17 protein-coding genes are annotated in these 18,682 nt (G+C 38.7%); 5 read left to right on the forward strand and 12 right to left on the reverse strand.

Annotation, left to right across the window (positions count from 1 at the left end; genetic code table 11):
- Positions 1 to 414 precede the first annotated feature (414 nt).
- The 10 genes from HMPREF9145_RS05890 to pfkA form a co-directional block, all read right to left on the reverse strand.
- Positions 415 to 1,386, reverse strand: coding sequence for a F0F1 ATP synthase subunit gamma (locus HMPREF9145_RS05890; RefSeq protein WP_021825507.1), 972 nt, complete (start codon positions 1,384 to 1,386; stop codon positions 415 to 417).
- 19 nt (positions 1,387 to 1,405) lie between these two features.
- Positions 1,406 to 2,992, reverse strand: coding sequence for a F0F1 ATP synthase subunit alpha (gene atpA, locus HMPREF9145_RS05895; protein ID WP_021825522.1), 1,587 nt, complete (start codon positions 2,990 to 2,992; stop codon positions 1,406 to 1,408).
- A gap of 25 nt (positions 2,993 to 3,017) precedes the next feature.
- Positions 3,018 to 3,554 carry a F0F1 ATP synthase subunit delta gene (locus HMPREF9145_RS05900; RefSeq protein ID WP_007133527.1) on the reverse strand — a complete coding sequence of 179 codons (537 nt, stop codon included), beginning with the start codon at positions 3,552 to 3,554 and terminating at the stop codon, positions 3,018 to 3,020.
- Positions 3,555 to 3,566: 12 nt separating this feature from the next.
- Entirely contained in the window at positions 3,567 to 4,085 is a 519-nt protein-coding gene (atpF, locus tag HMPREF9145_RS05905) for a F0F1 ATP synthase subunit B (RefSeq protein ID WP_007133526.1), read from the reverse strand.
- 19 nt (positions 4,086 to 4,104) lie between these two features.
- Positions 4,105 to 4,347 carry an ATP synthase F0 subunit C gene (gene atpE, locus HMPREF9145_RS05910; protein WP_008564022.1) on the reverse strand — a complete coding sequence of 81 codons (243 nt, stop codon included), beginning with the start codon at positions 4,345 to 4,347 and terminating at the stop codon, positions 4,105 to 4,107.
- 65 nt (positions 4,348 to 4,412) lie between these two features.
- Complete coding sequence (gene atpB / locus HMPREF9145_RS05915; RefSeq protein WP_036906827.1) at positions 4,413 to 5,459, reverse strand: F0F1 ATP synthase subunit A; 1,047 nt, start codon at positions 5,457 to 5,459, stop codon at positions 4,413 to 4,415.
- 18 nt (positions 5,460 to 5,477) lie between these two features.
- Entirely contained in the window at positions 5,478 to 5,894 is a 417-nt protein-coding gene (locus HMPREF9145_RS05920; RefSeq protein ID WP_036906829.1) for a hypothetical protein, read from the reverse strand.
- Between the two features lie 8 nt (positions 5,895 to 5,902).
- On the reverse strand, positions 5,903 to 6,145 hold the full coding sequence (atpC, locus tag HMPREF9145_RS05925; protein ID WP_021825458.1) for an ATP synthase F1 subunit epsilon: 243 nt from the start codon (positions 6,143 to 6,145) through the stop codon (positions 5,903 to 5,905).
- Positions 6,146 to 6,198: 53 nt separating this feature from the next.
- The gene (gene atpD, locus HMPREF9145_RS05930) at positions 6,199 to 7,725 is read right to left on the reverse strand and encodes a F0F1 ATP synthase subunit beta (RefSeq protein ID WP_021825486.1); all 1,527 of its coding nucleotides are present in this window, start codon (positions 7,723 to 7,725) and stop codon (positions 6,199 to 6,201) included.
- Positions 7,726 to 7,855: 130 nt separating this feature from the next.
- A complete protein-coding gene (gene pfkA, locus HMPREF9145_RS05935) occupies positions 7,856 to 8,833 on the reverse strand; it encodes a 6-phosphofructokinase (protein WP_021825510.1) in 978 nt (325 codons plus the stop codon).
- 674 nt (positions 8,834 to 9,507) lie between these two features.
- Between pfkA and HMPREF9145_RS05940 the strand changes: the two genes are divergently transcribed.
- The 3 genes from HMPREF9145_RS05940 to HMPREF9145_RS05950 are packed head-to-tail and all read left to right on the forward strand — an operon-like array spanning position 9,508 to position 14,099.
- Positions 9,508 to 11,028 (forward strand): DUF4301 family protein, encoded by a 1,521-nt coding sequence (locus HMPREF9145_RS05940; protein WP_021825460.1) that lies wholly within the window; start codon positions 9,508 to 9,510, stop codon positions 11,026 to 11,028.
- Positions 11,029 to 11,030: 2 nt separating this feature from the next.
- Positions 11,031 to 13,229, forward strand: a complete 2,199-nt coding sequence (locus HMPREF9145_RS05945) for a RelA/SpoT family protein (protein WP_021825499.1) — start codon at positions 11,031 to 11,033, stop codon at positions 13,227 to 13,229.
- A 15-nt stretch (positions 13,230 to 13,244) separates the two neighbouring features.
- Positions 13,245 to 14,099: an N-acetylmuramoyl-L-alanine amidase-like domain-containing protein gene (locus HMPREF9145_RS05950; protein WP_021825506.1), complete on the forward strand. Its 855-nt coding sequence runs from the start codon at positions 13,245 to 13,247 to the stop codon at positions 14,097 to 14,099.
- 3 nt (positions 14,100 to 14,102) lie between these two features.
- Here HMPREF9145_RS05950 and HMPREF9145_RS05955 read toward each other — a convergent pair whose 3' ends face one another.
- A complete protein-coding gene (locus HMPREF9145_RS05955) occupies positions 14,103 to 15,179 on the reverse strand; it encodes a DUF4421 domain-containing protein (protein WP_021825484.1) in 1,077 nt (358 codons plus the stop codon).
- A gap of 7 nt (positions 15,180 to 15,186) precedes the next feature.
- A complete protein-coding gene (locus tag HMPREF9145_RS05960; RefSeq protein ID WP_021825520.1) occupies positions 15,187 to 16,170 on the reverse strand; it encodes a Gfo/Idh/MocA family protein in 984 nt (327 codons plus the stop codon).
- 66 nt (positions 16,171 to 16,236) lie between these two features.
- Here HMPREF9145_RS05960 and yihA point away from each other — a divergent pair, with 66 nt between their 5' ends.
- Positions 16,237 to 16,833: a ribosome biogenesis GTP-binding protein YihA/YsxC gene (gene yihA, locus HMPREF9145_RS05965; RefSeq protein ID WP_021825503.1), complete on the forward strand. Its 597-nt coding sequence runs from the start codon at positions 16,237 to 16,239 to the stop codon at positions 16,831 to 16,833.
- Entirely contained in the window at positions 16,833 to 18,617 is a 1,785-nt protein-coding gene (locus HMPREF9145_RS05970; RefSeq protein ID WP_021825514.1) for an ABC-F family ATP-binding cassette domain-containing protein, read from the forward strand. The genes yihA and HMPREF9145_RS05970 overlap by 1 nt, the downstream gene beginning before the upstream one ends.
- Positions 18,618 to 18,682: the final 65 nt, after the last annotated feature.

Raw genomic sequence — 18,682 nt, forward strand, 5'->3', positions numbered from 1 at the left:
GAGAGAGAGAGAGAGAGAGAGAGAGAGTAGCAAATTATTTGGAACTACCAAATAATTTGATGACTTTTTTGCAAAAAAGTCACTCTTTTTTTGAGCCATAAATCCATGCTCCAAACGAGCATTAGATTGCCGCAAAACGATATGATTCTCTGTTAATCTCAACTCCTTATTTGTTTAGAAACTGGCGCAAAGGTAGAATATTATTTCGAATTGACCAAAAAATTAAAGAAATAAAATTCAAACCCCATGGTTTTATATGCAATTAATGCCTGTTTGTAGCAATATCGCCACACAATGTGAATCGCACTGAAAGGAATATTCTAACAAGTTAAAAGATTGTATGAATATAAAACAAAAAGGATATTGTCTTGATACAATATCCTTTTTATTATGATTAAATTAAAGAGAGAACTATCAATTATTGACTGTTCCTCCAACAATATCAAGCAATTCGTTTGTGATGGCCTGCTGACGACTCTTGTTATATTGCAAACTGAGCATACGAAGTAGTTCATTTGCATTATCCGTAGCCGTCTGCATCGCAACCATTCGTGCAGCATGCTCACTGGCATTACTATCGAGCAAAGCAGTAAACACTTGAAGATTGAGTTCTTTTGGAATCAACGTTTCAAGCACAGCGTCAAGACTCGGCTCTACAATGAAATTATCATTCAGTGCTTTTGATTCGGCCTTTTCCTTGGCTTCCTTAGCTTCTTTACGCTTTCTGAGATATTCTTGTGCCTTTGCCGTAGCAACATTGCTTGACAAATCGCGATCATTTTCGAGGCCAATCTTTTCCGTAGACAAGTCTATCGGCAGGAACATCTTACGCGTTAGAATCTGACTTCCAGCAGATTTGAAATGATGGTAAATCAACTCTACTTTGTCAATTTCGTGCGCAAGAAACTTCGATTGAAGCTCTTTTGAAATGTCTGCACAATCAGAGGCTTTAGGCTTTTCAGCCAATTCAAGAAAACTCCCAGCAATCTTTATTCCTCGCTTCACACAATAGTCTTCAATCTTTCGACCGATTGGATAGACAAGAATATCGTCAATCCCCTGGACCTTATAATTATCAACAGCCTGTTGAAACATCTTAAGAATATTGTTATTGAAGCCACCACACAATGAGCTATTACTGGTAAAAACTACAAGTGCTACCCTTTTCACATCACGTATTGCCTCAAATTCATTCTGAACTTCAGGAATTGTAACGAGAAAAGACTTCATAACATGCTCTAATAAAGTCTCATAAGGCAACATATTCTGAATGGCAGTTTGCGCATGATGAAGTTTACTTGATGCCACCATCTTCATGGCACTTGTAATCTTACGCGTGTTACTGACAGAAGCTATGCGTGTCTTTATTTCCTTTAATGAAGGCATCTCAATGCGTGTTTAATGATTACTTTTTGTATTGGCCAGCTATACTTGCCATAGTTTCTTCAATCGCTTTTATATCCTCATCAGTCAATTGACCATCTGCCAAGCTACTGATGACATCACGGTGTGAAGAACGCATTGCATCCAAGAACTGGTCTTGACAATCACGAACCTGCTCAACCGGAACATCGTGCAATAATCCATGTACTCCACAATAAAGGATTGCAATCTGCTCTCCAACAGGCATTGGACTGTATTGTGGTTGAATAAGCAACTGATTATTCTTGCGGCCACGATCCAGAGTCATAGCTGTTACGGCATCCATATCACTGGAGAACTTTGAGAAAGCTTCCAATTCACGATATTGAGCCATATCAAGTTTTAATGTACCTGCAACCTTTTTCATACTCTTTATCTGTGCAGAACCACCCACACGAGACACAGAGATACCCACGTTAATGGCCGGACGGAATCCTTGATTAAATAAGTTTGTCTCCAAATATATCTGTCCGTCAGTGATAGAAATAACGTTTGTAGGAATATAAGCAGATACGTCTCCGGCCTGAGTCTCAACAATTGGTAAAGCTGTTAATGAGCCGCCACCACGAACATGTCCTTTCATGCTCTCAGGAAGATCATTCATTTGTTCTGCTATCTCTTGCTGATTGTTAATGCGCGCAGCACGTTCCAATAAACGAGAGTGAAGATAGAACACATCACCAGGATAGGCTTCACGACCTGAAGGACGACGAAGAATCAAAGAAACCTCACGATATGCAACAGCCTGCTTTGACAAATCATCATATACAACAAGCGCACTGAGTCCGCGATCACGGAAATATTCACCAATAGCAGCACCGGCAAAAGGAGCATAATATTGCATGGCTGCAGGATCAGCCGCCGTCGCACTAACAATAATTGTATAAGGTAAAGCACCACGATCCTTTAGCGTTTGCACAAGTGTAGCAACAGTTGACGCCTTCTGCCCAATAGCAACATAAATACAATAAACAGGTTTCCCTGCATCATAGAAACTCTTCTGGTTTAGAATTGTATCTATAGCAATTGCAGTCTTTCCGGTCTGTCGGTCGCCAATAATAAGCTCACGTTGTCCTCTACCAATTGGAATCATAGAGTCAACGGCTTTCAAACCAGTCTGTAAAGGTTCCTTTACAGGTTGTCTATAGATAACACCTGGCGCCTTACGGTCCAATGGCATCTCAAAGGCATCCGTCAAATCAATATCGCCAAGACCATCAATGGCCTGGCCAAGAGGATTGACAACACGCCCAAGGAAATTGTCATTGACCATAATAGAAGCAATACGATGTGTACGCTTTACAGTCTCTCCCTCCTTAATTCCAGACGTTGGACCTAAGAGTATACATCCGATATTGTCTTCTTCCAAGTTCATTACAATGGCCATTGTACCATTTTCAAACTCAAGAAGTTCACTGGCTTCAACATTACGAAGTCCATAAACACGTGCAACGCCATCTGCAACAGTAAGTACTGTACCTATTTCGTCGAACTGCTCTCCGCTGTTGATGCCCTCCAACTCTTTGAGAAGTACTTCAGAGACCTCACTTGGTTTAATTTTATCTGACATCTTTTCTTTCTATTAAACTGAATTATTATTTCTTAAGATCTGATAGAATACGACGAAGTTTACTCTTAACGCTGGCATTCATACGATAGTCATCGTATTCAAGAACAAACCCTCCAATGAGTTCTTTGTCGACTTCTGTATTGAATTCTACAGTTCCTCGAGTTCTGTTTTCAACCATTCGCTTCATCTTTTCAACAGTTTCAAGACTGACATCTGCCGCTGTGATCAATTTACCACGAGTGATATTCTTAAACTTTCTGTAAAGCGTAATATAAGATGCAGCCATGAATTGCAGTGCAAATTCCCTATCCTTCTTTAACACAAGATCAATAAAACGCTTTGTGAGATTAGTAATATCATCACCACAAGCGATTTCAAGAACCTTCTGTTTTTTTTCTTTCGCAAGCATAGGGTTATCAATAGTAGTTCTCAATTCGGGTACCTCAAGATAGCTTTTATAAAGAATTTGCATTTCTTTATATAGCTCATCTTCTTGCTTTTCTGCAAGAGCACCTTTCAAAAGAGCCCGGGCATATCGAACAGATATAACACCTAAATCCATAAACTACAATTTTTAATCTTTACTTTCTTTTTTAGAAACGTTATCTAACAGCCTATCTATCATTTCCATTTGTGACTTGTCTGTTGACAACTTCTCTCGAAGGATCTTTTCAGCTACTTGAATACTGAGTTCAGCCACCTGTGAACGAATATCGCGAATAGCACTTTGTTTCTCCACCTCTATCTGCTTTTTTGCTTCAGAGATGATTCGTGCGCCCTCATCGCGAGCCTTTTCCTGTGCCTGCTCGATAATGGCATCACGGGTTGTAGCCGCATCCTTCATTATCTTAGCCTGTTGTTCTCGGGCTTCTTGTATAAGGGCTTCACCTTCTTGCTTGATGTTTAGCAAACGCTCTGCAGCCTCATGGGCCTTGCTTAAGCTATCGTCAATGTATCGTTTTCTCTCATCCACCATCTTGATGATGACGGGAAAGCCAAAGCGAGCAAGAAAGAAAAAGACCACCAAGAACGCTGCGAGCATCCAAATAAGAAGACCCAAATCAGGCGTCAATATTGATGGCAAATTCTCCATTCGAATCGATTTCTATTTCTTATTTAATAATAAATGCACAAGCTGCAATAGCAAACAATGCACAACCCTCAACAAATGCTGATGTCAAAATCATATTTGTCATGATCTTACCTGATGCCTCTGGTTGACGAGCAATTGCATCCATAGCACTACCGCCAATCTTACCAATACCCAAACCTGCACCAATTGTTGCAATACCTGCACCAAGACCGCAGCCCAGCTGAGCCAGACCAGTAGCAGCCAATAAAGTTGAAATCATCATAATTCTAATGTTTTTTGTTATTAATATTTTATTCTTATTTCTTAAACTGATTTTTATTTTCTTTCTTATTCTACTTCTTCTTCCTTATGCGCCATACCAATGAACACAGCACTTAATAGCGTGAACACGTAGGCCTGTACAAAAGCTACTAACAACTCAAGGAAATTCATGAAGATAAGCATCAGTACACTGAATATATTCAGACCAATACCAAAACCTACTCCCATAGACCAGCCAAGGAATATCACACAAGTAAAGCTCAAGATTACAGCGTGTCCAGCCATCATATTGGCAAAAAGACGAATCATTAGAGCAAAAGGTTTCGTGAAAACTCCAAACAGTTCTATGACTGGCATCAATGGAATCGGTGCTTTCAGCAATACTGGAACATGAGGCCAAAAGATATCTTTCCAATATTCTTTATTAGCAAAAAGATTAATGACTATCATTGAACAAATGGCCAAGAATAATGTTATGTTAATGTTACCTGTTACATTTGCTCCACCAGGGAATATTGGAATCAATCCTATTAAGTTTGCAGTTAGGATGAAAAAAAATATCGTTAATAAGAAAGGAGCATAAGGTTTATAATGCTTTTCTCCTATCGAAGACTTTACAACATCGTCATTAATGGTCATCACTATCATTTCCATTGCACCAACAAAACCACGTGGAGCCTCACTTTTTGAATCGTGATGACGATACCAACGAGAACAACATGAAAAGACAAGTATCAGTACAATGACAACTATCCAGATTTGAGCTACAGTCTTTGTAATACTCAAATCAAGAGGACGTATTGTGCTTCCGTCAGGTAACTTCTCGTAAATCTTGCCATGATGTGCCTCATCAAAGAAATAATTTGAAGGTAAATCCTCTGGCAAACAAAATGTCCATTGCCCTGTAGATGAACTTCTGACAATAATTGGAAGCGGTATACTTATCGACTTTCCTTCGTAAGAAGCTATGTGCCATTCATAGTCATCAGAGAGGTGACCAAGCACTATTTCGGAAATATTTAATTTACCTTCCTCTGTGCCATGACTTGCAAACAGCTGTAATGGCAACCAAACCATCATTAAGAGAAGAAGTAATGATTTTCTTTGTTTCATCTTTTTAATCAATTGTCATTAACGATGAGTCTCCTTATTAACACGATAACGTGAGAAAAAAAGCGAATGATGAACAAGTAAAGCTAAATAATATGGAGCAAACATTACAACGAATGTTACCATTCCCTCATGAGTAGTGCTCATATAATAAATGAATAACACTAAACAAGCTAATAGAAAACGAAATCCCGATACAGCCATAAAGAAAGAAGCTTTCGTTTCATCCTCCTTGCTTTCAAGGCGTTTCCATATCAATGCATCGCAAATTTCAACCAACAAAGCAAAGCCAAAACTCACAAGCATCGGAGTTAACTGCAACCTTATTTTTAATAATTGTACAGCCAATAATTCCATCAAGAACAATGCAAATACTATTTGCAATGCTTGAAGAATGTATCTCTTGCTTGCCGATTTACGATTTGTTTGAATTGCCATTTACTTCTCTATAGTTCAACACACATACGAATCTCGTTCTTTTGTACTTCTACAAAACCACCGAGAATGTCAAGTATTTCATTCTTACCTTCATAAGGTTGATAGGTTACAAGCCCTTTTTCCAAGGAAGATATAATAGGAGCATGATTCTCCAATATTTCAAATTCCCCTAATGTTCCTGGCACAACGACCCGTAATACCCTACCATCATAGACTACTTTTTCGGGAGAAACAATACGCAAATTTAGCATAGCTATTTAAGCTTTAAGTTGAATAATAAAACTAACTCTTTACTTTTGAATAATTATGCCTTAGCTGCCTCTAACAGACGCTTTGCCTTCTCTCTTACATCGTCTATCGTTCCAACGTTAATAAAGGCTTGTTCCGGAAGATCATCTACCTCGCCATCCAGTATGGCATTGAAACCTTTTATCGTTTCTTCAATAGGAACCATAACACCCTTTAAGCCAGTGAACTGCTCTGCAACCGTGAATGGCTGAGACAAGAAACGTTGAACACGACGAGCGCGATTTACAGTTAACTTATCTTCATCAGACAATTCATCCATACCTAAAATAGCAATGATATCTTGAAGCTCATTATATCGTTGAAGCAATTGCTTTACTCTTTGAGCACAATTATAATGCTCTTTACCAACAATCAATGGATCAAGGATTCGAGATGTACTACCTAAAGGATCTACTGCTGGGTAAATACCCAACTCGGCAATCTTTCTTGAGAGCTCAGTCGTAGCGTCCAAGTGAGAGAAAGTCGTTGCCGGTGCAGGGTCAGTCAAGTCATCAGCTGGTACATAAACAGCCTGAACAGAAGTAATAGAACCATTTTTCGTTGAGGTAATTCGCTCTTGCATGGCTCCCATCTCACTGGCCAATGTTGGTTGATAACCTACAGCTGAAGGCATACGACCTAATAAAGCTGAAACTTCTGAACCAGCTTGAGTGAATCGGAAGATATTATCGATAAAGAACATGATATCAGCAGACTCTCCATCTTTTCCTCCATGATCACGGAATTCCTCTGCAACAGTAAGTCCAGACAATGCTACAGATGCACGTGCCCCAGGTGGTTCATTCATCTGTCCATAAACAAGGGTAGCCTGACTTTCAGACAATTCCTTCTTATCCACTAATGACAAATCCCATCGTCCTTCTTCCATCGCCTTTTTGAATGCATCACCATACTTGATAACACCACTATCAAGCATATCTCGAAGTAAATCATTTCCTTCACGCGTACGCTCTCCTACTCCAGCAAATACAGAATAACCATTATGTCCTTTGGCAATATTGTTAATTAGCTCCATAATGAGAACCGTCTTTCCCACACCGGCTCCACCGAACAGACCAATCTTTCCACCTTTCATGTATGGCTCTAACAAATCGATGACTTTAATACCAGTAGCCAACATTTCTTTATGCGTAGAGAGTTGATCAAAGGTTGGTGCAGGTCTATGAATAGGATAAGCACCCTCCATATTGAGTTCAGCCATGCCGTCAATTGGTTTACCAATGACGTTCATCATACGTCCTTTGATTTGTTCTCCGGCAGGCATTGTGATAGGACTTCCCGTACGAACAACTTCCAATCCGCGTCTAAGACCATCCGTATTATCCATAGCAACGCATCTAACGGTATCCTCACCAATGTGTTGTTGGACTTCTATGACCAAGTCACTACCATCAGCACGCTTCAACTTTAGTGCCTCATAAATTTTTGGTAGCACCTTTTCGGTATCCTGACCTTGTGTATCAAAGTACACATCAATAACCGGACCGATGATCTGAGAGATATGTCCTATAATCTGTGACATAAGCTTTTATTTTTTAATATTTTGATTCTATTAATATATTATTGAGCAAAAGTACCAATATTATAACTAAAATGCAAAGGAATTCTAACTTTTTAATTGATACAACTCGTTTTTTTATACCTTTTTAGAACTATATACTTAGCTCGTTAAGTACTTTAATTAAGTTTCTATCAAAAGGTTTATCACTTCGGATAGCCTCACTTAAAGGTACATAAACCACTTCATTATTACGCACTCCTACCATAATATTACGTTGTCCTTGCATAATAGCTTCTATTGCCCCTACACCCGTACAACTTGCTAATATGCGGTCACGCGCCGTAGGACGACCACCTCTTTGGAGGTGTCCTAAAATTGAGATGCGAACATCAAATTGAGGAAATTCCTTCTTTACTCGGTCTGCATAATAGATTGCTCCGCATTTAGGACTCTCGCTAACGATAACAATACAGCTACGTTTACTCTTGCGAATTCCACGCTCCATGAATTGTGCCAACTGGTCAACATCAGTGCTATCCTCTGGTATAATGGCTGCTTCTGCACCTGAAGCTATGGCAGAATTCTGTGCCAAAAAGCCTGCATCACGTCCCATAACTTCAACAAAGAAGATTCGTTCATGACTCTGTGCAGTGTCTCGTATGCGGTCAACACACTCAACAATCGTGTTCATTGTTGTGTCATATCCTATCGTACTATCCGTTCCATAAAGATCATTATCAATTGTTCCAGGCAAACCTATGCAACAGATATCAAACTCTTGAGCAAACTTCATCGCACCCGTCAGCGAACCATTACCACCGATGACCACCAAAGCATCAATGCCATGTTTGGCAATATTATCATAGGCCTTCTGCTGACCCTCAGGAGTTTTGAACTCCGAAGAACGCGCAGTTTTCAGCATTGTGCCCCCCTGATTGATGATACCACTAACGTTTTCTGTCGTGAAATCAACGATTTCGCCATTAATAAGACCATCATATCCACGATAGATTGCCTTTATGTTGAAACCATTATAAATGCCTGCACGTGTAACCGCACGTATTGCAGCATTCATACCCGGTGCATCTCCGCCCGATGTTAAGATACCTATTGTTTTAATCTTTGCCATAATTAAAAGATAACCTTTTTATATTATTCCTAAGAATATTTGTCTATACAACGTTTGGTATTTCGAAAGGCAAAGTTAACAATTATTTTTTAGAATGCAAATAACTGATGTTTTTTTATTTTATTTTTAAGAAAACAAATAATGTTTTATCACCTACTATATGATTATTTATTACACAACAAAATGGCATTATTAAGCCATCACATTATTTCAAATATGCATCTTTGTGAGTATTAGCAACAAAAAAACAGCTTTAAAAACTGCAAGAAACACAAGGAATATACCTCCTCATATAAAAAGACATGCAAAAACAAGTTGCAAAACAAGCCATATTAGGCTGTAATATCATTGATTTTAGAGCGCAATATGACGCAGATGGGAACGTAAAATGATACATTTTGAAATTCATAACAAATAACCTGATAAGAGGAGTTGAATGGCTTGGTTAAACATATTATACTGGTTCATTAAATAAAATCTCTATCTATGAACATCTGTATATAATGTTTCAGGTCAGAAGAAGATATAGATTAAAGATATATTGAAAAAGAAACATCAAACAAAGAGAAATAGATTAATTTAATATAGATTTCATTTTGTTTTATAGAAAATAACAGAAAATTATTGTAAATTTGTCGTTGTATAACGAAAATTTTAATCTAATCGAAAGAAATATGGCACTAACAGAGCAAGATTTCAAGCAAATAGCATCACACGGAATCAGTGAACAACAGATTGAAGTACAATTAAATCATTTTGCAAAGGGCTTTCCTTTTTTGCATCTTGAAGCTGCTGCTGCAGTAGGAAATGGGATTATCGCACCATCAAACGAAGTGCAAGCCAACTATATTAAGCTTTGGGAAGAATATAAAAAACAATCCCATAAGATAGTAAAATTTGTCCCCGCAAGCGGTGCGGCAAGCAGAATGTTCAAAGATTTGTTTGCATTTCTTTCGGCTTCTTATGAGGTTCCAACAACAGAATTTGAGAAAACATTCTTTGAAGGATTAAAGAAGTTTGCCTTCTATGACGCACTAAACGAAGCTTGTCTGCAGTATCTAAAGAAAGATATCCCTACTTTGCTTGCTGAAAATAGATATAAAGATATCGTAAGTCAGTTATTACAAAGCAACGGACTGAACTATGGTAACCTGCCCAAAGGCTTACTTTTGTTTCACAACTATGTTGATGGCCCTCGTACACCGATGGAAGAACATTTGGTAGAGGCTGCACTTTACGCTGATTGTAATGGTGAAGCAAACATTCATTTCACCGTTAGTCATGACCATTTAGAATTATTCAAGACTAAAGTTAAAGAAAAAGCAGACCATTTAGCCAAGCAATTTGGTGTAACATATCATATTAGTTTTTCAGAACAAAAGCCAAGTACTGATACAATTGCTGTCAATCCAGATAATACTCCTTTCCGAAATGCAGATGGAAGTTTGCTATTCCGCCCTGCAGGCCATGGTGCATTGATTGAAAATCTCAATGAAATTGACGCAGACATTGTATTCATCAAAAATATCGACAACGTTGTTCCCGACAGACTTAAATCCTCAACGGTTACCTATAAACAGCTACTTGCTGGAATATTAGTTGATACACAACAAAAGGTTTTCGATTATATTAAACAATTAGAAGTCAAAGATTGCAATCACGAAAAGCTGGAAGAAATTAAGCAATTCGTACAAACAGTATTATGCTGCCACAAGAAAGATATCAATAAACTGAATGATAATGATTTAAAAGAATATCTTAAAGAAAAACTAAATCGTCCCATACGAGTTTGTGGAGTCGTAAAGAATATAGGCGAACCAGGAGGAGGTCCATTCCTAACATACAATGAAGATGGAACAATAAGTCCGCAAATCTTGGAGAGTAGTCAAATAGACAAGAGCAACAAAGCCTATGTAGAGATGTTTAGAAATGGTACACATTTCAATCCCGTTGATTTGGTTTGTGCGATTAAAGACTACCAAGGTAATTCTTTTACTCTACCTAATTATGTTGACCATTCTACAGGATTTGTCACAAACAAAAGTAAAGACGGGCGCGAACTAAAAGCACAAGAGTTACCAGGCCTGTGGAATGGTGCGATGAGTAATTGGAATACCATTTTTGTAGAAGTGCCTCTTGAAACATTTAATCCCGTAAAAACGGTGAATGATCTTTTGAGGCAACAACATCAATAAATATGGATAAATTTGAATTTACTAAGCCGGAACTTGAAGAAACAAAGGAGATACTCTTTCATCTTCGGCAAATTATAGGCACCTCCTTAAAGGAAGATGACGAACAACAACTACGAGAACAGCTGATAACAGCTATTGATGAAGGGCATGTACAACGCGATATCTTCGGATTAAATCCAATATTGCAGGCACTTCGTACGGCTCAAATTGCAGTTGATGAGATTGGATTAAAACGAGAAGGTGTACTTGCCACCATGCTTTTTCCACTTATCTTAAATGGTCATTTGACCATAGACAACATAAAAAGTAAGTTTGGTGAAGGAGTTGCCCGAATCGTTCTTGGCTTAGTTAAAATTCATAATCTATACAAGAAGAATCCCGTTATTGAGAGTGAAAACTTTAGAAACCTACTGATTTCATTCTCTGAAGACATGCGTGTAATACTTATCATGATTGCAGACAGAGTTAATCTCATGCGTCAGATACGTGACACGCAGGCAAAAGACGCGCAAAAAGAAGTGAGTGAAGAGGCAAACTATCTCTATGCTCCACTCGCTCATAAACTTGGTTTGTATAAACTTAAGAGTGAATTAGAGGACCTTAGCTTAAAGTATCTTGAGCATGATGTATACTATATGATAAAGGATTCTCTAAACGCTACTAAGTCTTCACGCGATGCTTACATTAAACGTTTCATTGAACCAATTGAGAAACAGCTTGCATCGGCTGGTCTAAAATTCCACATGAAAGGCCGAACGAAAAGCATACATTCCATCTGGCAGAAGATGAAAAAACAGAAATGTAAGTTCGAAGGAATATATGATCTCTTTGCCATTCGAATCATTATTGATGCTCCTTTGGAGAAAGAAAAGATGCAATGTTGGCAAGCCTACTCTATCATTACAGATATGTATCAACCTAATCCCAAGCGATTGCGCGATTGGTTGAGCGTTCCTAAGAGCAATGGATATGAGAGTTTACACATCACAGTACTTGGTCCAGAGAACAAATGGGTAGAAGTGCAAATCAGAACAGAACGCATGGACGAGATTGCAGAACATGGTTTGGCAGCTCACTGGCGTTATAAAGGCATTAAAAGTGAAGGGGGAATCGATGAATGGTTAGCCAATATACGATCTGCTTTAGAGAATAATGATGACCTCCAACTTATGGATCAGTTCAAAATGGACCTCTATGAAGATGAAGTTTATGTATTCACACCGAAGGGAGACTTACTGAAATTCCCAAAGGGTGCTACAATTTTGGACTTTGCTTACCATATACATTCGAACATAGGAAACACTTGTACGGGAGGAAAAATCAATGGTAAGGCTGTTGGTTTCAGAGAAAAGCTGCATTCAGGCGATACAGTTGAAATACAAACGCAAAGCAGCCAAAAGCCCAAACGAGATTGGCTTAACATTGTAAAAAGTTCAAAAGCAAAAGCAAAGATAAGGCTTGCATTGAAAGAAACACAAGCCAAAGACGGATTGTATGCAAAAGAACTCTTAGAAAGACGATTCAAAAATAAAAAAATTGAAATAGAAGAAAGTATGATGTCCCATGTCATCAAGAAGATGGGATATAAAGAAACATCTGACTTCTATAAAGATATTGCTGATGAAAAGCTTGATGCAAATACAGTCATTGAACGCTACTTGGAACTTAGAGACCACGATAATGGGACAAGACAAGCAGAGAGTGCAGAGAACTTTGAATATGAAAATCCCAACGAAAAGTTTGCATATAAGAACGATGACGTGCTTGTTATAGACCGTAATCTGAAAGGAATCGATTACAAATTAGCACAATGTTGTCATCCAATTTATGGTGATGATGTTTTTGGTTTCGTTACGGTTAATGGCGGTATCACTATCCATCGCAATAATTGTCCTAATGCTCCAGAACTTAGGAAACGCTTTGGCTATCGCATAGTAAAGGCAAAATGGAGTGGAAAAGGAACGAGTCAATATGCCATTACACTTCGAATTATTGGCAATGATGATATTGGAATTGTAAGCAATATCACGAACATTATCTCTAAAGAGGATAAGCTTACGATGCGTTCTATTAATATTGATTCGCACGATGGACTTTTTAGTGGTAATGTGGTGTTGATGATTGAAGACAATAGTAAGCTGAATCAACTCATCAAGAAACTGAAAACGGTAAAAGGGGTAAAACAAATTATAAGGATTTAGACATAAAATATAAAAATGAAGAAAATCTTATTGGCATTACTTATCATCATTACAATGCCATCGTATGCTGCTATCAAATATACAAAATCAGACAGCATTAAAGTAATGCAACTACTAAATAAGGGGAAAAAACTTGCAAAAGACAAAAATCTTATCCTCTTTTATGCGCGTCAACTAATAGGAATCCCTTATGTAGCACAAACATTAGAAGTCAATAAAGAAGAACAATTGATTGTCAATCTGCATCAATTGGATTGTACAACCTATGTAGAAAATGTGCTTGCATTAACACTATGTACAGAAAACAAGAAGCAACCCACCTTCTTAGACTTTTGTTATTACCTCCGAATGCTTAGGTATGAAGATGGAAAAGTAGGTTATCCCACGAGATTACACTACTTTACGCACTGGATTAGCAACAACAATAAACTTGGGTTTGTTTATGAAATGAAGTCGAAGAAAGCGCCTTTCACAAAGATACAAACTGTAAAAACAGACTATATGAGTAGTCATGTTGAGAACTATCCTATGCTCAAGGCTCACCCCGAATGGGTTAAAGAGATTAGAAAAATGGAACAAAGCTTAACTGGCAAACAGTTCAACTACATTCCAAAGGATATGATTACAAATACCATACAATGCCGAAATGCTATCAAAGATGGTGATATCATCGCCATTATTACTTCGAAAAAAGGATTAGATACAAGTCATATAGGCATTGCAGTATGGCATAAAGATGGGTTACACATGCTCAATGCAAGCCAAGTTAGACACAAGGTTGTGGAAGAGCCGATGTTACTTCGCACCTACATGGCAAAGCATCCGATGCAGACAGGTATACGAATCATCAGGGTTGGGAAAGAGAAATAGTTTCTATTTCTTCTTTCCAAAATTGAAACCTACATAGAAATTTACACTTCCAAAGACACTATTCGTCGAAAATTCTTTTTCATGATAGTTATACGTATGGAAGATAGAGCTTGCTCCAGCAAACCATTTTGAGTTATTATAAACTATTCCTAATCGTACAATTCCATCAATAGTAAACTTATTAAGACGGAAGAAGTTCTGCTGTTTCTCGGCTTCACTGATTGTATGTAAATAGGCCAAAGAAGCCGATAAAGAAGCATCAAACAACCAATGTCGAGCAAAGACCCAATTATATCCATAGCCTCCCATAACTGAATAGTTGTCATATTTAACACGGCTGACGGATAAGCCTGCGCTATCAAGTTCGGCTTTATTAAGTCCTGCGACTGGCCCGATGTGGTCTGTTACAACATCACAGAATGCATTCCAATCCATAGAAAGTTTCTGATGTGTATATCCTATACCAAGAATCGGTGAACCTGCACTCTTTATTTGACATGTACTTTGACTGAAAGCTGCCGGATATGAGAACTTTTTATGATTCGTAATATAATATAAATTGAAGCCACGAATCTCTGCATGCAAACCTGAAAAGTTAACTCCCTTCAATGGACTGACATCTATTTTCTGGTCATCATTGAGATTTATCCTGCGAATATGGTAGTCGGTTCCTGTTGTGCGATAGAATAAATCAATACCCAACTGATTACTATATAGGCTTAGATCAATTCCTTTTCGCTTGTTTTTACTTGACAAGTGCGTAACATCTAAGGTATAACCTAAAAAGATCCATCGCCATCCGAAATATGGTCCTACCTTATAACTGGGATCTGGAGCTAAGTCTACTGTTTGATGTTTACTATTCGATATGCGATACATCTCGTAAGTATTGGTATTTTGAAGCATGGCCGCATAATTGTATTTTTGTGCTTCTATATAGTTCGAGTCAACACGAGTAAACTCTTTCGCTATATTATAAAGTTTATTAAAGAAAGAGTTTTTCTTATGTTGTTCATCAGCGTTAACATGCATTGATAGTCCGACAAAGATGACTATACCAAAGATTTTCCTATTTCTCATCGGATTATCAGAATTTACCCAGAATACGATCCATAACCCAATTCACAGGAGTCGCACTGACCGACGTACATGTACAAAGTCCAAATCCCTGTAAATCTTCTATCACTGATTTTATAATTGGCAACTGAACATAGGGTGGATTAGGCACAACAATATTCTCAGTTCCCTCACTTGTCACGAGACGTATAGGGTCATAGTTGAACACTGAGAATGAAAGCGAACCCTTTTCGCCAATGATTTCTATGCAATCTTCTTTTGCACTTTGATGTCCAACGAAGCACCATGAAGCACTTCCAGGTAGTCCATTCTCAAAAAGAAAACACGCACTGATAGTATCTTCAGCCTTATACAGATGTGCACGATTAGCACAATAGCCATGTGCCCGAGTGATAACCCCAAATAATTCTTGCAGAATATCCAACTGATGTGGAGCAAGATCATAGAAATATCCACCGCCCGCAATATCCGGTTGCAAACGCCAAGGAAGGTTTTCAGTGCTTTTATAATCAAGATCGCGAGGAGGAACAGAGAATCTAATCTGAACATTTGTCACATTGCCAATCAAATTTTGATTCAATATTCTATGCACTTCCTGAAAATAAGGCAAGTATCTGCGATAGTAAGCGACAAAACATGGCACACCTGTTTGCTCGCTAATACGATTGATTCGAGCACAATCTTCATAACTTGCAGCCAAGGGTTTCTCAACATAAACAGGCTTCCCTGCTTTCATTGCCATAATGGCAAACGTAGCATGGCTTGACGGAGGTGTCGCAATATATATAGCATTAACGTCAGGATCGTCTATCAACTCCTGTGCATCTGTATACCATTTACGAATATGATGACGTTCTGCATACGAACGGGCTTTGGTCTCACTACGACTCATCACGGCTTCAACATGAGAGCCTTCGACTTCATTGAAAGCTGGACCAGACTTCTTTTCCGTCACTTCTCCACAACCAATAAAACCCCAACTGATTAGTTTCATATTGTCATTCTTTTACTGCAAAGATAATATTTTTTGTTATCTTTGCAAATAAAAAATATATATTATATGGAAATCAAAAAGTCGGAATTTGTTATTTCAGCGCCAACAGTTAGTATGTGTCCCAAGGATGACAAGCCGGAATATGCTTTTATCGGCCGTTCTAACGTTGGAAAATCAAGCTTAATCAATATGCTTTGCAACCATAAAGGATTGGCAAAGACTTCGGCAACTCCAGGGAAAACACTTCTAATCAATCATTTTATCATCAACAATGAATGGTATTTGGTAGACCTTCCCGGCTATGGTTTTGCCAAACGTTCAAAGACTGTTCAGCAGAAGTTAGAGCAAATGATTACATCATATATCTTACAGCGCAAGCAAATGGTCAATGTCTTTGTCCTCATTGACATACGCCATGAACAGCAAAAGATTGACCGCGAATTTATTGATTGGCTTGGCGAAAGCAATGTTCCGTTTACGATTGTGTTCACGAAGGCCGACAAATTAGGAGCTGGAAAGGCTAAACAAAATGCCCAAAAGTGGATGAATCAGCTGAAAGATAGATGGGAAACTCTGCCCCCCTACTTCATCACTTCATCTGAAAAGAAACTTGGACGTGACGAGCTTCTTGATTATATTGACGAAATAAATAAAACGTTATAATGGCACAAACACCCTATTTAGACGTTCAAGGACTAACGAAACATTTTGGCGCACAAGTTCTCTTTGAAAATATTTCGTTCTCCATTGCCGAGGGACAAAAGGTCGGACTTGTGGCACAGAATGGCACGGGAAAATCAACCTTGCTTTCTATTCTCACTGGCAAAGAAGGAAAAGATAGCGGAGAATGTATCTATCGCAACGACCTTCGCATAGGATATCTTGAGCAAAGTCCTCAATTCGACATGCAAGAAAGCGTGCTCGATGCGTGCTTCAACCACGAAGGAAGTCCTGAAAAAATCATCAAAGCGAAACAAATCCTCACCCAACTGAAGATTACAGACTTGCAGCAGCCTATGGGGCAGCTTAGTGGCGGTCAGCAAAAGCGCGTTGCCTTGGCCAACGTTCTCATCACCGAACCCGATTTTATCATTTTAGACGAACCTACAAACCATTTGGATTTGGAGATGATTGAGTGGCTTGAAGGCTATCTCAACCGAGGCAACAAAACCTTGTTCATGGTGACACACGACCGCTTTTTCCTCGACCGAGTGTGCAATGTCATTCTTGAACTCGACAATCACACCATCTATACCTATAGAGGCAATTACAGCTATTATTTGGAAAAGAGACAAGAGCGCATCGACAATGCAAGGGCTGAGATTGCACGTGCAAACAATCTTTATCGAAAAGAATTAGATTGGATGAGACGCATGCCACAGGCGCGAGGCCACAAAGCACGTTATCGCGAAGATGCCTTCTATGATTTAGAAGCAAAGGCCAAGCAGCGCATCGAAGAACGCCAATTGCGATTGAAGGCCAACAACGTGTATATTGGTTCTAAAATCTTCGAATGCCAGTATGTCAGCAAGGCATGGAGCCCAGATAAAATCATTCTGAAAGACTTTTATTATAACTTCGCACGTTTCGAAAAAATGGGCATTGTGGGCAACAATGGTACGGGAAAATCAACATTCATCAAAATGCTCTTGGGCTTAGAAAAACCCGATAGTGGCAAATTTGATATCGGAGAAACCGTGCGCTTTGGATATTTCTCACAAGAGGGACTGCAGTTTGATGAGCAACAAAAGGTTATTGATGTGATTACAGATATTGCTGAATACATTGACCTTGGAGGGGGCCGTCACATGACAGCAAGTCAGTTTCTGCAATACTTTTTGTTTACGCCCGAGCAACAACACAACTACGTTTATAAACTAAGTGGAGGCGAACGGCGCAAACTTTACCTTTGCACCATCTTAATGAAAAACCCGAATTTTTTGGTCTTGGATGAGCCTACGAATGACCTCGATATTCAAACACTGCAAGTGTTGGAAGAATATCTGCAAGACTTCCCCGGCTGCGTGATTATCGTGAGCCACGACCGCTATTTCATGGATAAGGTAATCGACCACCTGTTAGTGTTCGAAGGCGAAGGAAAAATCACCGATTTCCCTGGCAATTATACGCAATATCGCGAGTGGTCGCATCTGAAATCAAAAGAAGAGGCGGAGAAAACAAACAAACCCAAAGAAACTAAACCCAAGGCAGACTATCATCATGAGAGTCGCCGAAAGATGAGTTTCAAGGAAAAAAGGGAGTTTGAGCAGTTGGAAAAAGAAATCGAACAACTTGAAACACAATGCAAGAACATTGAAGAATCGCTGTGTTCTGGCAATCTTTCTGTTGAAGAACTCACCGAAAAGAGCAAACAACTGCCTATCTTAAAAGCACAATTAGACGAAAAGAGTATGCGCTGGTTAGAATTGGCCGAACTGGCTTCATAAGAGCTAATCAACTCCTTTCCATCATACAATCTTTCATCATCCTCTGATATAAGGTTTGCGGGCCT

Source organism: Segatella salivae F0493 (assembly GCF_000477535.1).
Lineage (GTDB): Bacteria > Bacteroidota > Bacteroidia > Bacteroidales > Bacteroidaceae > Prevotella > Prevotella salivae.

What these genes read in the sequence shown, in the direction of transcription:
- HMPREF9145_RS05890 (WP_021825507.1), bottom strand. Translation starts at nt 1,386, where the DNA reads ATGCCTTCATTAAAGGAAATAAAGACACGCATAGCTTCTGTCAGTAAC.
- atpA (WP_021825522.1), bottom strand. Translation starts at nt 2,992, where the DNA reads ATGTCAGATAAAATTAAACCAAGTGAGGTCTCTGAAGTACTTCTCAAA.
- HMPREF9145_RS05900 (WP_007133527.1), bottom strand. Translation starts at nt 3,554, where the DNA reads ATGGATTTAGGTGTTATATCTGTTCGATATGCCCGGGCTCTTTTGAAA.
- atpF (WP_007133526.1), bottom strand. Translation starts at nt 4,085, where the DNA reads ATGGAGAATTTGCCATCAATATTGACGCCTGATTTGGGTCTTCTTATT.
- atpE (WP_008564022.1), bottom strand. Translation starts at nt 4,347, where the DNA reads ATGATGATTTCAACTTTATTGGCTGCTACTGGTCTGGCTCAGCTGGGC.
- atpB (WP_036906827.1), bottom strand. Translation starts at nt 5,459, where the DNA reads ATGAAACAAAGAAAATCATTACTTCTTCTCTTAATGATGGTTTGGTTG.
- HMPREF9145_RS05920 (WP_036906829.1), bottom strand. Translation starts at nt 5,894, where the DNA reads ATGGCAATTCAAACAAATCGTAAATCGGCAAGCAAGAGATACATTCTT.
- atpC (WP_021825458.1), bottom strand. Translation starts at nt 6,145, where the DNA reads ATGCTAAATTTGCGTATTGTTTCTCCCGAAAAAGTAGTCTATGATGGT.
- atpD (WP_021825486.1), bottom strand. Translation starts at nt 7,725, where the DNA reads ATGTCACAGATTATAGGACATATCTCTCAGATCATCGGTCCGGTTATT.
- pfkA (WP_021825510.1), bottom strand. Translation starts at nt 8,833, where the DNA reads ATGGCAAAGATTAAAACAATAGGTATCTTAACATCGGGCGGAGATGCA.
- HMPREF9145_RS05940 (WP_021825460.1), top strand. Translation starts at nt 9,508, where the DNA reads ATGGCACTAACAGAGCAAGATTTCAAGCAAATAGCATCACACGGAATC.
- HMPREF9145_RS05945 (WP_021825499.1), top strand. Translation starts at nt 11,031, where the DNA reads ATGGATAAATTTGAATTTACTAAGCCGGAACTTGAAGAAACAAAGGAG.
- HMPREF9145_RS05950 (WP_021825506.1), top strand. Translation starts at nt 13,245, where the DNA reads ATGAAGAAAATCTTATTGGCATTACTTATCATCATTACAATGCCATCG.
- HMPREF9145_RS05955 (WP_021825484.1), bottom strand. Translation starts at nt 15,179, where the DNA reads ATGAGAAATAGGAAAATCTTTGGTATAGTCATCTTTGTCGGACTATCA.
- HMPREF9145_RS05960 (WP_021825520.1), bottom strand. Translation starts at nt 16,170, where the DNA reads ATGAAACTAATCAGTTGGGGTTTTATTGGTTGTGGAGAAGTGACGGAA.
- yihA (WP_021825503.1), top strand. Translation starts at nt 16,237, where the DNA reads ATGGAAATCAAAAAGTCGGAATTTGTTATTTCAGCGCCAACAGTTAGT.
- HMPREF9145_RS05970 (WP_021825514.1), top strand. Translation starts at nt 16,833, where the DNA reads ATGGCACAAACACCCTATTTAGACGTTCAAGGACTAACGAAACATTTT.